Here is a 14,412-nt window from a genome sequence, read left to right on the forward strand (position 1 = left end):
GCCCATCACCATTCGCTGGCACAACCGGCGGCAGCTGCAAAGGAAACTGCGTCGGCATCGGCCGACCACCCTCCGCCGGACCGATATTCCTGGTGCCGCCTCCCGTCTTCAATGCCCTGCCTTGCAGCCACCGCTGTCGGGACGGGATGCTGAATGGAATGGCTCCTCCTCGCAGCTGGTTTGCTGCTGATCGCCGGCACGGGCTTTTTTGTCGCCGTCGAATTTTCCCTTATTGCCCTTGACCAGGCCACTGTCCAGAGGGCCATCGACGACGGCGACGCCGGCGCGGTTCCTTTGCTTGCCTGCCTGAAGTCCCTCTCCACCCAGCTCTCCAGCTGCCAGCTGGGCATCACGTTGACCACCTTGCTGACCGGTTACGTGATGGAGCCATCAGTGGGCCGGCTTCTGGAAGCGCCGCTGGCCGCCGTCGGACTTCCCGACGTAGCCGTGGCCTCCATCTCGCTGGTCCTGGCGATGGTGATCGCCACCCTGCTGTCGATGCTCCTGGGCGAACTGGTCCCCAAGAACATGGCCATCGCACTTTCCTTCCCCGTGGGCCGCGCCCTGGCACGGCCACAGCTGATGTTCACCGCCGTGTTCAAACCCGCCATCGTGGTGCTTAACGGCTTTTCCAACAAGGTCCTGAACGTCTTTGGGCTGGAGGCGAAGGAAGAGATTTCCGGCGCCAGGACACCTGCAGAACTCTCGTCGCTGGTGCGGCGGTCCGCGGAGATGGGAACGCTCGACGCCGGCACGGCCAACTTCGTGGCACGCACCCTGAACTTCTCGACGCGGACGGCGGCCGATGTTATGACGCCGCGTATTCGGGTGGAAACCATCGAGGCCGACCAGCCGGTCTCCGACATCGTTGCTGCCGCACGCCGGACCGGATACTCACGTTTCCCGATCATCGGTGAATCCGCAGACGACATCAGGGGCCTGGTCCACGTCAAAAAGGCGGTGGCCGTTCCCTGGGACCGCCGGCAAAACCTGGAAGCCGGGGCCATCATGACGGACGTCCTTCGGGTTCCGGAGACCATCCACCTCGACGCCCTGCTGGCGGAACTCCGCGAGGGCAACCTGCAGCTCGCGATTGTCCTGGACGAATACGGTGGAACCGCCGGCATCGCCACCCTCGAGGACCTCGTGGAGGAAATCGTGGGCGAGGTGTCGGACGAGCACGACAAGGTCCGACCCGGGCTGCTGCAGAGCGCGTCGGGCGACTGGTACTTCCCCGGACTGCTCCGCCCGGATGAACTGTCAGAACAAATTTCCGGCCTGACCGTTCCCGATGAGGCGGCCTACGAAACAGTGGGCGGCTATGTGATGAGCAAGCTCGGCCGAATCGCCATGGTGGGCGACACGGTCCCCGTTGGCGGCGGAACCCTGAGTGTCACCAGGATGGACGGCCGGCGCATCGACCGGATCTGTTTCCAGCCGGCGGCCGAGCCGGAGTCCGGGAACAACGACGACGGGACTGAACGATGAGCGACTGGGCCGGAATACTGTGGCTGGTTGTCCTCCTGTTCGGCAACGCGTTTTTTGTTGCCGCCGAGTTTGCGGTGATGTCAGCACGGCGCAGCCAGATCGAACCGCTGGCCGAAGCCGGTTCCAAGCGGGCGCAAACCACGCTCCGGGCCATGGAGAACGTTTCGCTGATGCTCGCGTGCGCCCAGCTGGGCATTACGGTCTGTTCCCTGCTGATCCTGCTGGTGGCAGAGCCGGCCATCCACCACCTGCTGGTTGTGCCGCTGGAGATGTTGGGCCTGCCGATGGAAGTTGCCGATGTGGCTGCCTTCGCCGTGGTGCTGATGCTGGTGACGTTCCTGCACGTGACCTTCGGCGAGATGGTGCCGAAGAACATTTCGGTGAGCGTGGCCGACAAGGCAGCGCTCTTGCTCGCCCCGCCGCTGATGTTCGTTGCCCGGCTGGTCCACCCCGTCATCTCCGTTCTTAACTGGTCCGCGAACCACATCCTCAAGCTGCTCCGCATTGAGCCCAAGGATGAGGTGAATTCCTCCTTCACCCTTGAAGAGGTGCAGTCGATCGTGCAGGAGTCAACGCGCCACGGCCTGGTGGACGACGATGCCGGGCTCATCACCGGCGCGCTCGAATTTTCGGAATACAGTGCGGCGGACATCATGGTTCCGCTGGAAAAACTGGTCATGCTGAAGGCAGCCACCACCCCGGTGGAGTTCGAGAAGGCCGTAAGCCGCACCGGATTCTCACGCTTCCCCATGCTTGACGATGACGACCTTCTGTACGGCTACCTCCACGTGAAGGACGTCCTGTCCATCCCGGAGGCGGCCTACGAGCACCCCATCGCCGAGAGCCGGATCAGGTCGCTCGCGAACCTGGCCCTGGACGACGAGATCGAAAAGGCGATGTCGGTGATGCAGCGCACCGGTTCGCATCTGGCGCGGGTCATCGGCCCCGATGGCAATACCAAGGGCGTCCTGTTCCTGGAAGACGTCATCGAGCAGCTTGTGGGGGAAATCCGCGATGCCACCCAGGCCACGGGCGTCCGCAGGCTGGGGCAGCCAAACGGCGCCTGACAGTCCGGGGGCCCGGATATAGGACGAAGGTCTGGACTGTCTTATCCCTAAATAGGAATCATTCCTATTTAGGTATAAGCTCGACTGGTTCTTTCCGTTCCCCTGAGCCGAGGTTTCCGTGCGCCGTTTCGCCGCTGCCCGAACGTCTTTAGCCGCCCTTGCCGGGCTGGGCTTGATGCTCACCGCCTGCAGCCCGCAGCCTGAGGTGCCGTCCGAAGCTGCGGCTGGCATCAACGTGGTGGCATCCACCAACGTCTACGGGGACATCGCCACAACAATCGGCGGAGACAAAGTCAGCGTTACGGCCATCATCACCAAGACGAGCCAGGACCCGCATTCCTACGAAGCCACCGCGCAGGACCGGTTGGCCGTGTCCAAGGCGGACCTCGTCATCGAAAATGGCGGCGGTTACGACGATTTCCTCCACACCCTTGCCGAGGACAGCAACCTTGACGCAGGCAAGGTGCTGAACGCCGTCGAACTCTCCGGCCTGGCGCACCCGGAGGAAGAGGCCTCGGGCGGGGCCACCCCCGCGGAATCGCCGGCAGGGGATGACCACGCGCACGATCACGGCGGGTTGAACGAGCATGTCTGGTACAACTTCGCAGCCATGGGAAAGCTGGCCGATAGCGTTGCCGCCAAGCTTGGTGAGCTGGAGCCTGCATCCGCCACAACCTTCGAATCGAACGCTGCTGACTTCAAGTCCGGGCTGGAGGAACTGGCCGGAAAACTTGAAGGGCTGAAGGCCGGAGCGGCCGGGGCCCAGGTGGCTGTCACCGAGCCGGTGCCCGTGTACCTGCTCGAAGCTGCAGGCCTGGAGAACGCTACGCCTGAGGACTACACTGCTGCGATTGAGGAAGGCTCCGACGTTCCGCCGGCCGTCCTCAAGGCAGCAACCGACCTGGTGTCCTCCACGTCTGTCCGGTTCCTGGCCTACAACGGGCAGACCGAAGGTCCGCAGACCGAAGCGCTGAAGCAGGCCGCCGAAGCGGCAGGGGTTGCGGTGCTCGATTTCAGTGAAACGCTGCCGGAGGGCAAGACCTACGTGCAGTGGATGACGGGCAATGTGGACAACGTCAGCAAAGTTCTGGAGAAGAATAGTTGAAACCCGTGGTCAGCCTCACCGGGGCGTCCCTCGCATTCGGAAAGCGGACGCTCTGGGAGGATCTGGACTTGGACATCAGGCCCGGCGAGTTCTTTGCCGTGCTCGGCCCCAACGGCAGCGGCAAGACAAGCTTTTTGAAGGTCCTGCTGGGTCTCCAGGACCTGCACCGGGGCAAAGCCAGCCTTGGCGGGCACCCCGTTGAGCGGGGCAGCAGCCTGATTGGCTACATCCCCCAGCAAAAGTCTTTCGCCCGGGATACGCCCATGCGTGCACGGGATCTCGTGGGCCTGGGCGTGGACGGCCACCGCTGGGGACTCCGCCTGTCCTCGGCCAAGGCGAACCGCAGGATTGACGAGCTCCTTGAACTGGTGGGTGCAACGGAGTACGCCAAGGTTCCGGTGGGCCAGCTCTCCGGCGGCGAGCAGCAGCGGCTCCGTGTGGCCCAGGCCCTCGCCACTGACCCCCAGGTCCTGCTCTGCGACGAACCCCTGCTCTCCCTCGACCTGCACCACCAGCAGGCCGTCAGCGCCCTGATCAACAAACAATGCCACGAGCAGAACAGCGCCGTGGTTTTTGTCACCCACGAGATCAACCCCGTGATCGACTACGTGGACCGCGTGCTGTACCTTGCGGGAGGCCGCTTCAGGGTCGGGACCCCGGAAGAGGTCATGACCACCGAAGTCCTCTCCGACCTTTACGGCAGCCACGTTGAGGTGATCCACGCCAACGGGCGCATCGTGGTGGTGGGCCTGCCGGATGCCACCACGCATCATCACGCGGAAGCCCATGCCCTTGCCGGAGAGGTGGCCTGATGGACACCGACAGTATTGTTGGCGCGATCTTCAGCTTCGAGAACTACGGCGAGTTGCTGGTCCTGGTCCAGAACTCGATTTGGGCAGGAGCAGTCCTGGGCCTGCTCGGCGGGCTGGTGGGAACCTTCGTTATGAAGCGCGACCTGGCGTTCGCGGTGCACGGAATTTCCGAACTGTCCTTCGCCGGCGCCGCCTTTGCCCTGCTGATCGGGGCTGACATCGTTTTTGGTTCGCTGATCGGCTCTGTGGCCGCAGCGCTGCTGCTGGGCCTCATGGGGGTCAGGGCCAGGGACAAGAACTCAATCATCGGCGTGATTATGCCGTTCGGGCTGGGCCTCGGAATCCTGTTCCTGTCCTTGTATGAGGGCCGCGCGGCGAACAAGTTTGGTTTGCTCACTGGGCAGATAGTGTCAGTTGACACCGTGCAGCTTCAGGCCCTTGCCGGAACCGCGGTGGTGGTGATGGTGGTCCTCGCGGCCATCTGGCGTCCACTGAACTTTGCCAGCGTGGATCCGGAACTGGCCGAGGCCCGGGGCGTTCCCGTCCGGACGCTCGCCATCGTTTTTATGGTCCTGCTGGGAATCAGCGTGGCTCTTTCCATCCAGGTGGTGGGAGCCCTGCTCGTGCTCGCACTCCTGATCACACCGGCTGCCGCCGCCCTGCGGGTGACTTCCTCTCCGGTGGCGGTGGTGGTGCTCAGCGTGGCGTTCGCCATAACGGCGACCGTCGGCGGAATCCTGCTGGCACTGGGCGGCCGCATCCCCATCAGCCCCTACGTCACCACGTTGTCGTTCCTGATCTATGTGGTTTGCCGCGTCATCGGATCCGTCCGGTCCTCCCGGGGCATCAACGGCAGGGTACTGCAGGCGCACTGATCGTGCAGGCGCCTACCCTCCATCCCCACGGGGCAAGCGGCAGGGACAGCTCCCGACGCCGGGCCCTCCTAAAGCTTGCCGGCGGCCCTGAGTGCCGAGCAGTCCGGGCACAACCCAAAGATCTCCACCGTGTGCGCTACTTCGGTGTACCCGTGTTCGCTGGCTGTGCGGGCTGCCCACGTTTCCACGGCCGGCGCTTCCACCTCGACGGCCTTGCCGCAGTTCCGGCACAGGAGGTGGTGGTGGTGGCCGGTGACGGCACAGCGGCGGTATACCGCTTCGCCTTCGCCATTGCGCAGCACGTCCACCAGCCCCTCGTCGGCAAGGGATTGGAGGATCCGGTAGGCCGTGGCGAGGGAGACCGATACGCCCTGGTTCTGCAGGATACGGTAGAGCTCCTGCGTGCTGACAAAATCGTCAAGTTCATCAAGGGCGGCGCTCACTGCCAGCCTCTGCTTGGTGACGCGCTGTTCCTTGCCGGCGGCAGGACCGGACGCTCCGGCAGAACCGGCAACCGCCCGCGTGGTGCCGCCCGAGGCCGGGGCAGAAGCGGGCTTGGTGGAATCAGCCTTGGTGCCGAACGGCATGGATGAACTCGCTTCCCTCAGGTTGTGGCAAAGATCAAGATTACCAGCCGGAGCTTCGTGGACAGGGGTTCGTGCCGGACCCTAGGCTGGCGCTATGAAGCTGACCAAATACACCCATGCCTGTGTTCGGCTCGAGAAGGACAACCGGATCATCGTGCTGGATCCCGGGACATTTTCGGAATCGGCTGAGGCCCTGGCCGGTGCCGAAGCAGTGCTGGTCACGCACGAACATGGCGACCATATCGACGTTCCCGTAGTGGTGGCTGCCTTAAAGGGCAACACGGACCTGGCGGTTTTTGCCCCTGCGGGCGTTGCCGACAACCTGCGCAAGGAAGCTCCCGAAGCCGCGGCCCGTATTAATACCGTCGATCCCGGGTCATCCTTCGAAGTGGCCGGCTTCGAGGTCCGCAGCTTTGGCGGACAGCACGCCTTGATCCACCCGCAAATCCCCGTCGTGGCAAACGTCGGCTACCTCCTGGACGGAAACGTGTACCACCCGGGCGATTCGTTTGTTATTCCTGACGGCATCAGCGTGCAGACACTCCTCGTTCCCCTTCATGCGCCATGGAGCAAGGCCGCCGAGGTGGTGGACTTCGTGATCGGCGTCCGCGCACCCCGCGCCTTCCAGATCCATGACGGACTGCTTAATGACGCTGGCCTGAAGATTGTGGAGGGCCATGTCAAGAGGCTCGGCGCAAAATACGGTACGGAGTATCAGCACCTGGCCGCACGGGAGTCCGTAGAAATCTAAATCTCTGCGCCGTCCCAGCTGCCGGTGTCGAAGAACCGCCGGATCACCGCTTCATACGGCGCAGGCTCCAAGCCGTGCGAAACCAACCAGTCCGGGTGGTAGTAGTTGCCGGCGTAGCGTTCGCCGCCGTCGCACATCAGCGAGACGATGCTGCCCTTCCGGCCCTCCGCGATCATTTCGGCAATGACCTGCCACACGCCCCAGAGGTTGGTGCCGGTAGAGGGGCCGGCGTGGAGTCCGGCGAGGGTGTGCAGGTGGCGCATGGCGGCGACCGATGCTGCGTCCGGAACCTGGATCATGTGGTCGATCACGGATGGCACGAAGCTGGGCTCCATCCTCGGCCGGCCAATGCCCTCGATCCTGGATGGCAGGCCGGTGGCCGGGCAGGCGGTGTTACCCCGCCAGCCCGGGTAAAAGGCTGAGTTCTCCGGGTCCACTACCAGAAGCCGCGTGGGATGGCTGTGGTAACGGAGGTACCTCCCGATCGTTGCGCTGGTGCCGCCCGTCCCTGCGCCCACCACAATCCAGTCCGGGATGGGATGTTCCTCCAGTTCGAGCTGGCCGAAGATGGACTCCGCGATGTTGTTGTTTCCGCGCCAGTCCGTTGCCCGCTCGGCGTAGGTGAACTGGTCCATGTAGTGCCCGCCGCAGGTGGCGGCGACTTCCTCCGCCGTCGCATAGACCTCGGAGGCATGGTCCACCAGGAGGCATGCGCCGCCGAACTGCTCAATTAGGGCAATCTTTTCGGCGCTGGTAGTGCGTGCCATGACGGCGATGAACGGCAGCCCCAGGAGTTGGGCAAAATAGGCTTCGGACACGGCGGTGCTGCCGCTGGAGGCCTCAACAATGGTGGTGTCTTCCCTGATCCAGCCGTTGACCAGCCCGAACAGGAAAAGGGAGCGCGCGAGCCGGTGTTTGAGGGAGCCGGTACGGTGCGTGGACTCATCCTTCAAGTAGAGCTGTACACCCCAGTGCTCGGGGAGGGGCACCGAGTAGAGGTGGGTATCGGCGGAGCGGTTGTTTTCTGCCGTGATTTTCCGGATGGCTTCATCGGCCCAGTCCCGGCCCGCGGTGCGCTCGATCTTCACCGCACCAGCCTACCCGCGGCCGCCGGAGCTGCCGTTAGAGTGGGAGCGTTGGCTGCCCACCGGAAGGAGCACGATGAACCCCCTCATGGATGTCTCGGCGCTGGAGAAGCGCCTGGCTGCCGGCAGGCGCACCGTGCTGCTGGACGTGCGCTGGGCCCTGGGGGACCCGCACGGCCACGACCACTACCTGCAGGGGCACCTGCCGGGCGCCGTCTTCGTTGACCTGGCCGCCGAACTTGCAGACCCTGCAGCTCCCGAGCGGGGCAGGCACCCGCTGCCAACTCCCGGCGCCTTGCAGGAAGCGGCGAGGCGCTGGGGTATCACCCGGGGTGCTGTTGTGGTGGCCTACGATGACAGCGCCAACATGGCGGCCGCACGGGCGTGGTGGATGCTGCGGAACGCCGGCGTTCGCGAGGTTTACCTGCTCGACGGCGGCCTGGCAGCGTGGCGGGCGGCCGGCTTGCCAATCGAACAGGGCGAGGTCAGGGCCAGTCCCGGTGACGTCACCCTGGCAGACGGACAGATGCCGGTCCTTGGGGCAGCCGATGTGACCGGCTGGCTGGAGGCCGGGCTCCTTGCGTCTGGTCCCGCTTCGGAGAGAATTCTTCTCGACGCGAGGGCCGGAGAACGGTACCGCGGCGACATTGAGCCTGTTGATCCCCGCGCAGGCCATATCCCTGGTGCAGTCAGCGCTCCAACCACCGCGAACGTGGACGGCGCGGGCCGCTTCCTGCCTCCCGCCGAGTTGCGCCGGCGCTTCGAATCGCTGGGCATCACCGACGACAGCCGGGTGGGCGTCTACTGCGGTTCCGGGGTCACGGCAGCCCATCAGGTGGCAGCCCTTGAGCTCGCCGGATTCCGTGCTGCCCTCTATCCCGGGTCCTTCTCAGAGTGGTCCAGCAATGCCAACCTGCCTGTGGTGACGGGACCGGAACCCGGCGGCGGCGGGCCGGCTGAGTGGAAACATGGCGAGGCTGAAGAGTAGCGTCGCACTATGACTCCTGGACGTCCCGTGCCGCCGCCCCTCGCAAAACCTGTCACCCCCAAACCTGCCGCTCCGGCACCAGCCGGCTCTGGCGTTATTGCCTCCGACGACGGCGTCCTGGCCGCCGCTTACGGCGCGACGTCTCCGGACAGCGGGCTGGTGCCGCTAACCCTTGCCCGGCGCACTCCCGGGGCGGACGACGTCGAAATCGCCATTGAGTTTTGCGGGCTGTGCCATTCCGATGTCCACGCGGTGCGTGGGGAGTGGGGCGGCCAGAGCTGGCCGCTTGTGCCCGGCCACGAAATCGTGGGTACTGTCAGCCGGGTCGGGTCAGCCGTCACCGACTTCGCGCCCGGGGACCCCGTGGGCGTGGGCTGCATGGTGGATTCCTGCCGCGAGTGCGAAAGCTGCCTGGACGGGCTGGAACAGTACTGCGAAATCGGGATGACCGCCACGTACGGGGCCGTGGACCGGCGGAACGGCGGTTCCCTGACGCAGGGCGGCTATTCCTCCTCCGTGGTGGTGGACCGCCGCTATGTCCTTCGGGTGCCCGAATCCCTGGATCCCGCCGCCGTCGCACCGTTGCTGTGTGCCGGGGTGACGACGTTTTCGCCCCTGCGGCATTTCGACGTCGAAGAAGGCGATGTGGTGGGTGTGGTGGGGCTGGGCGGACTCGGCCACATGGCCGTCAAGCTCGCCAAAGCCATGGGAGCCAAGGTGGTGGTGTTCACCACGTCCGAATCCAAAGTGCCGGCCGCCCTTGAACTGGGCGCCGACGAGGTAGTTTTGTCCCGCGATGAGGCAGCGATGGACGCCGCCAACCGCACCATCGACCTGATCATCGACACCGTGGCAGCCCCGCACGACCTGAACCCGCTGTTCCGCACCCTGCGCGTGGACGGTGCACTCTTCCAGCTCGGCCTTCCGTCCGAAGCGATGCCGCCCGTGAATCCTCGGGCGCTGATCCGGCGCCGGATAGCCTATGCCGGCTCCTTGATCGGAGGCATTGCCGAAACCCAGGAAATGCTGGACTTCTGCGCGGAGCACGGCGTTGTTGCGGACGTTGAAGTGGTCCGGGCAGACCAGCTGAACGACGCCTACGATCGGATGGTCGCGGGCGATGTGAAATACCGGTTTGTGCTGGACACCAGTACCCTGCAGGCACCCGCCAAGGAGGCAGACGCATGAGCACGCTCTTCACCAGGATCCTGAACGGCGAAATCCCCGGCCGCTTTGTCTGGCGGGAAGACGACGTGGCGGCATTCCTCACCACGGGACCCTTGGCCGACGGACACACCCTGGTGGTCCCCACAGAGGAAGTGGACCGCTGGACCGACGCTTCCCCGGAGACCCTGGCGAGGGTCATGGAGGTGGCCCGGCGGATCGGAGCCGTCCAGGTGGACACCTTCGGCGCGGCGCGGGCCGGGCTGATCGTGGCAGGTTATGAAATTAACCACCTTCACGTGCATGTGTGGCCTTCGAGGAGCATGGCGGACTTCAACTTCGCCTCGGCAGACCAGAATCCTGATCCGAAGGTCCTGGATGCCAATGCCGAGAAACTGCGGGAAGGCCTCCGGGCGGCAGGATACGGCGAATTCGTTCCGGCTTCCTAGCCGCTAGGCCGGGGCCAGCGCCTTGTTGAGCACGGCGCGGATCCGCTTTTCGGAGACCGAATAGGCCGTTCCAAGTTCGACGGCGAAGAGGCTCACCCGGAGCTCTTCGATCATCCAGCGGACCTGGGCCAGTTCGCCGCCGGCCCGCCGTCCCGGAAGCAGGGCGGAAACGGCGTCGTCGTAGTCGTCCTCGAGCCGCTGCACTACTGCCATGCTGAGGGCATCGCGCTGGACGTTGCCGGGGAGGCGCTCCAGCCGCTTCTCGATGGCGGCGAGGTACCTGGGGAGCTGGCTGAGCTGGCCATAGCCGGTGCGTGCCACAAACCCCGGGTACACCAAGTTCTCCAGCTGGCTCTTGATGTCATTGAGCGCGCTGATGAGTGCAAGGCTGGTAGTGCCCTTGAGCTGCTTTTCAATCCGCCGGGTGGCGGCAAGGATGCGCTCCACCACGGCGGTCACGCTGAACACAGTATCGATCAGCTCGGCCCGGACCACTTCATAGAGCGCATCGAAGGACTGCCGGTCCCAGGGCAATTCTGCCGGGGTGAGTTTGTCGATGGCTGCCAGCGCGCAGTCGGCAATCAGCGCTGCGACCGAGCCGTGCGGGTTCTGGCTGAATGTCAGCTTCTCGGTGTTGCTCAGGTGCTCCAGCACGTACCGGTCGGGAGCGGGAACGCGCAGCGCCAGCAGCCTGATCACACCGCCGCGCATGGCGTCCTGCTGCTCGTCCGGGGTCTGGAAAACCCGGAGTGCCACCGACTCGCCCTGGTCAACCAACGCCGGATAACCGGTGACAGTGTGGCCTTTGACCAGGCTGCTGACCTGGCGTTGGATGGTGCCAAAGCTCCATTCGGTCAGGCCTTCCTGCTCCCGGAATCCGGCGGGGCCGGAGCCAGCCGGGACGGAGGCGGGCGCCTGCACCCGGGGATTCCCGGCGTCGTCCGACGCGGCCCCCGTACGCGCCGCCTTGCTGCGCGGGGCGGTAGAGGCAGGCGTGGCACCGAGAGATTCGGCAATGGCCCGCCGGGTGGCGGGTGCAAGCTGTTCCTGCAGGGCCGCGAGGTCCTTGCCCTCGTCCAGGACCTTGCCCTTGCTGTCCACTACCTTGAAGGTCACGCGAAGGTGCGGGGGCACCGCGTCCCAGTTCCACGAACCGGGTGGGATGATGCTTCCGCGGATGCGGCGGAGCGCAAGTTCGAGGGACGGTTCCAGTTCATCCGAGGCCGGGTCGAAGTCGGACTCCAGTACCGCCACTGCCTGCCGGGCTACGTCCGGGGCAGGAACAAAGTTCTTGCGGATCTGCTTCGGCAGGGACTTGATCAGGGCCGTCACCAGTTCCACGCGCTGGCCGGGGATCAGCCACCGGAATGCCTTGTCGTCCAGCTGATTCAGGAAAAGGACCGGCACCTCGGCAGTGACGCCGTCGTTCGGGTTGGGCGGCGAGCCGGGGGCGACCGGGTGGAACTCGTAGGTCAGCGGGAGTTCAAAGCCCTTGTGCAGCCAGGTCTTCGGGTAGGCGGATTCGTCGAGCTCGTCGGCGTCATTGTTGAGGAGGAGCGACTTGTCATAGTCCAGGAGGTCCGGGTTCTGGTGCCGGGCGTCCTTCCACCATTTATCAAAGTGCCGCTCGGACACAACGTCCTGCCCCACCCGGCCATCGTAGAACTCAAACAGCGTCTCGTCGTCCACCAGGAGGTCCCGGCGCCGCATCCTGGCTTCGAGTTCCTCAACCTCCTGCAGGAGGGCCCGGTTGCGGTGGAAGAACTTGTGGTGGGTTTTCCAGTCGCCCTCCACCAGGGCGTGCCTGATGAAGAGTTCCCGGGCGACCACCGGATCCACCCTGCCGTAGTTGATCCTGCGCTGGGCGATGATGGGCACGCCGTACAGCGTGACCTTTTCGTAAGCCATGACCGCGCCCTGGCGGGTGGACCAGTGGGGTTCGCTGTAGCTGCGCTTGACGAGGTCCGGGGCCACCTGCTCTGCCCAGGCGGGATCGAATTTCGCTGCAACCCTGGCCCAGAGCCGGCTCGTTTCCACCAGCTCCGCCGCCATCACGAAGGTGGGCGACTTCTTGAACAATGCAGAACCGGGGAAGATTGCGAAGCGGCTGCCCCTGGCCCCGGCGTACTCACGCTTGCGCTCATCCAGGATGCCGACGTGGCTCAGGAGCCCGGACAGGAGGCTGATGTGGATGCCGTCGTGGTTGCCTACCGGATCGGCCAGGCGCTTGTTGTCCAAACTGATGCCCAGGGGCCGGGCAAGCTGGCGCAGCTGGGCAAACAGATCCTGCCACTCGCGCACCCGAAGGTAGTTGATGAATTCGGCCCGGCACAGCCGGCGGAAGGCCGACGACGACAGCTCCTGCTGCTTCTCCTGGATGTAGTTCCACAGGTTCAGGAAGCCGGTGAAGTCCGAGTTCTCGTCCTTGAACCGGTTGTGCTTTTCCGCCGCGAGTTGCTGCTTGTCCGTAGGGCGCTCACGGGGGTCCTGGATGGTGAGGGCTGCTGCCAGGATCATGACTTCACGGACACAGCCGCGTTTTCCAGCTTCTACGATCATCCGGCCCAGCCGGGGATCCACCGGGAGTTGGGCGAGCTTTTGCCCGACGGCGGTGAGCCCGCCGCCGCTTTTCGCGCCGCCCGTGCCGTTCTGGGGCTGTGCGGCAGCCAGGGCGCCGAGCTCGCGCAGCAGCGTGACGCCGTCGTTGATTGCCCGGGTTTCGGGAGGCTCCACGAAGGGGAAGTTTTCGACGTCCTTCGGTCCCCGTGCCACTCCCATCGCTGTCATCTGGAGGATGACGGCGGCCAGGTTGGTACGCAGGATTTCGGGATCGGTGAAGCGGGGCCGGGACTCGAAGTCCTCCTCCGAGTAAAGGCGGATGGCGATGCCGTCGGACACGCGGCCGCACCGGCCGGAACGCTGGTTGGCCGATGCCTGCGAGACGCGCTCGATGGGGAGCCGCTGGACCTTGGTGCGGTGTGAGTATCGCGAGATGCGCGCCGTGCCTGTGTCGATCACGTACTTGATGCCCGGCACTGTCAGTGACGTCTCTGCCACGTTGGTGGCGAGCACGATCCGGCGTTTGTTGCCGGGATGGAACACCTTGTGCTGTTCCTGCAGGCTCAGGCGTGCGAACAGGGGGAGGATTTCAGTTCCGGCCAGCCTTCTATTGGACTGGATCCGGGACTGGAGGGCGTCAGCGGCATCACGGATCTCGCGCTCGCCGGAAAAGAATACGAGGATGTCGCCAAGTGCTTCCGCAGCGAGTTCATCCACCGCGTCACAGACGGCATCGAGCGGGTCGCGGTCTTCCTCGAGCTCGTCGTCGGACGCGTTCTCTGCATCTGTCCCGGCCGGCGGCTGAGACAGTGGGCGGTACCGGATTTCCACCGGGTACGTCCGCCCGGAGACCTCGATAATGGGGGCGGGGACATCGGGAGTGCCGAAATGGTTGGCGAAGCGTTCCGGATCGATGGTGGCGGAGGTGATGATCACCTTGAGGTCGGGCCGCTGCGGCAGGATCCGCTTGAGGTAGCCGAGGATGAAGTCGATGTTGAGGCTGCGCTCGTGGGCTTCGTCGATGATGATCGCGTTGTACTTGCGCAGCAGCTTGTCGCGCTGGATTTCCGCCAGCAGGATGCCGTCGGTCATCAGCTTGACCTTGGTGTTCCGGCTGACTTCGCCGGTGAAGCGGACCTGGAAGCCCACCTCCTGGCCGATGTCCACGCCCAGTTCCTCGGCGATGCGTTCCGCAACCGTGCGGGCTGCAAGCCGGCGCGGTTGGGTGTGGCCGATCAGGCCGTTCTCGCCCAGGCCAAGCTCAAGGCACATCTTGGGAATCTGGGTGGTCTTACCGGAGCCGGTCTCGCCGGCGATGATGGTGACCTGGTTCGCTGCGATGGCGGCCATCAGGTCTTCGCGGCGCTCGGAGACCGGGAGCTCGGCAGGATAGGAAATGTGAAGTGTCATGGCTGCTGACAGTCTACTGCGGGAGCCCGGGCTTCCCGCTTTCGACTGGTTGCAGCCCTACCTATAGCTTGG

General features: G+C 64.9%; 12 protein-coding genes. 9 read left to right on the forward strand and 3 right to left on the reverse strand.

Annotated elements, in window-relative coordinates; genetic code table 11:
• The first annotated feature begins 153 nt into the window (after positions 1 to 153).
• From M8J71_RS14535 to M8J71_RS14555, 5 genes are all read left to right on the forward strand, one after another.
• Positions 154 to 1,488, forward strand: a complete 1,335-nt coding sequence (locus tag M8J71_RS14535; RefSeq protein ID WP_256248549.1) for a hemolysin family protein — start codon at positions 154 to 156, stop codon at positions 1,486 to 1,488.
• Positions 1,485 to 2,555: a hemolysin family protein gene (locus M8J71_RS14540; RefSeq protein WP_256248550.1), complete on the forward strand. Its 1,071-nt coding sequence runs from the start codon at positions 1,485 to 1,487 to the stop codon at positions 2,553 to 2,555. The genes M8J71_RS14535 and M8J71_RS14540 overlap by 4 nt, the downstream gene beginning before the upstream one ends.
• A gap of 118 nt (positions 2,556 to 2,673) precedes the next feature.
• On the forward strand, positions 2,674 to 3,660 hold the full coding sequence (locus M8J71_RS14545) for a metal ABC transporter solute-binding protein, Zn/Mn family (protein WP_256248551.1): 987 nt from the start codon (positions 2,674 to 2,676) through the stop codon (positions 3,658 to 3,660).
• The gene (locus M8J71_RS14550; protein WP_256248552.1) at positions 3,657 to 4,472 is read left to right on the forward strand and encodes a metal ABC transporter ATP-binding protein; all 816 of its coding nucleotides are present in this window, start codon (positions 3,657 to 3,659) and stop codon (positions 4,470 to 4,472) included. The genes M8J71_RS14545 and M8J71_RS14550 overlap by 4 nt, the downstream gene beginning before the upstream one ends.
• On the forward strand, positions 4,472 to 5,347 hold the full coding sequence (locus M8J71_RS14555; RefSeq protein ID WP_256248553.1) for a metal ABC transporter permease: 876 nt from the start codon (positions 4,472 to 4,474) through the stop codon (positions 5,345 to 5,347). The genes M8J71_RS14550 and M8J71_RS14555 overlap by 1 nt, the downstream gene beginning before the upstream one ends.
• Before the next feature lie 68 nt (positions 5,348 to 5,415).
• Here M8J71_RS14555 and M8J71_RS14560 read toward each other — a convergent pair whose 3' ends face one another.
• Positions 5,416 to 5,934 (reverse strand): Fur family transcriptional regulator, encoded by a 519-nt coding sequence (locus tag M8J71_RS14560; protein ID WP_163162907.1) that lies wholly within the window; start codon positions 5,932 to 5,934, stop codon positions 5,416 to 5,418.
• A gap of 94 nt (positions 5,935 to 6,028) precedes the next feature.
• Between M8J71_RS14560 and M8J71_RS14565 the strand changes: the two genes are divergently transcribed.
• Entirely contained in the window at positions 6,029 to 6,685 is a 657-nt protein-coding gene (locus tag M8J71_RS14565; protein ID WP_256248554.1) for an MBL fold metallo-hydrolase, read from the forward strand.
• Here the strand turns inward: M8J71_RS14565 and M8J71_RS14570 are convergent.
• Complete coding sequence (locus M8J71_RS14570; RefSeq protein ID WP_256248555.1) at positions 6,682 to 7,773, reverse strand: PLP-dependent cysteine synthase family protein; 1,092 nt, start codon at positions 7,771 to 7,773, stop codon at positions 6,682 to 6,684. The two genes, M8J71_RS14565 and M8J71_RS14570, sit on opposite strands and share 4 nt — an antisense overlap.
• Positions 7,774 to 7,846: 73 nt before the next feature.
• On the opposite strand from M8J71_RS14570, the gene M8J71_RS14575 reads away from it, so the two are divergent.
• Genes M8J71_RS14575 through M8J71_RS14585 form a run of 3 tightly spaced genes read left to right on the forward strand, consistent with a single transcriptional unit; the run spans position 7,847 to position 10,371 of the window.
• Positions 7,847 to 8,758 (forward strand): sulfurtransferase, encoded by a 912-nt coding sequence (locus M8J71_RS14575; RefSeq protein WP_256248557.1) that lies wholly within the window; start codon positions 7,847 to 7,849, stop codon positions 8,756 to 8,758.
• Between the two features lie 9 nt (positions 8,759 to 8,767).
• On the forward strand, positions 8,768 to 9,946 hold the full coding sequence (locus M8J71_RS14580) for an NAD(P)-dependent alcohol dehydrogenase (protein ID WP_256248558.1): 1,179 nt from the start codon (positions 8,768 to 8,770) through the stop codon (positions 9,944 to 9,946).
• The gene (locus M8J71_RS14585; RefSeq protein WP_256248559.1) at positions 9,943 to 10,371 is read left to right on the forward strand and encodes an HIT family protein; all 429 of its coding nucleotides are present in this window, start codon (positions 9,943 to 9,945) and stop codon (positions 10,369 to 10,371) included. The genes M8J71_RS14580 and M8J71_RS14585 overlap by 4 nt, the downstream gene beginning before the upstream one ends.
• 3 nt (positions 10,372 to 10,374) lie before the next feature.
• Here M8J71_RS14585 and hrpA read toward each other — a convergent pair whose 3' ends face one another.
• A complete protein-coding gene (hrpA, locus tag M8J71_RS14590) occupies positions 10,375 to 14,340 on the reverse strand; it encodes an ATP-dependent RNA helicase HrpA (protein ID WP_256248560.1) in 3,966 nt (1,321 codons plus the stop codon).
• Positions 14,341 to 14,412: the final 72 nt, after the last annotated feature.

Origin of the sequence: Pseudarthrobacter sp. R1, from assembly GCF_024494415.1 — a bacterium.
Classification (GTDB): Bacteria; Actinomycetota; Actinomycetes; order Actinomycetales; family Micrococcaceae; genus Arthrobacter.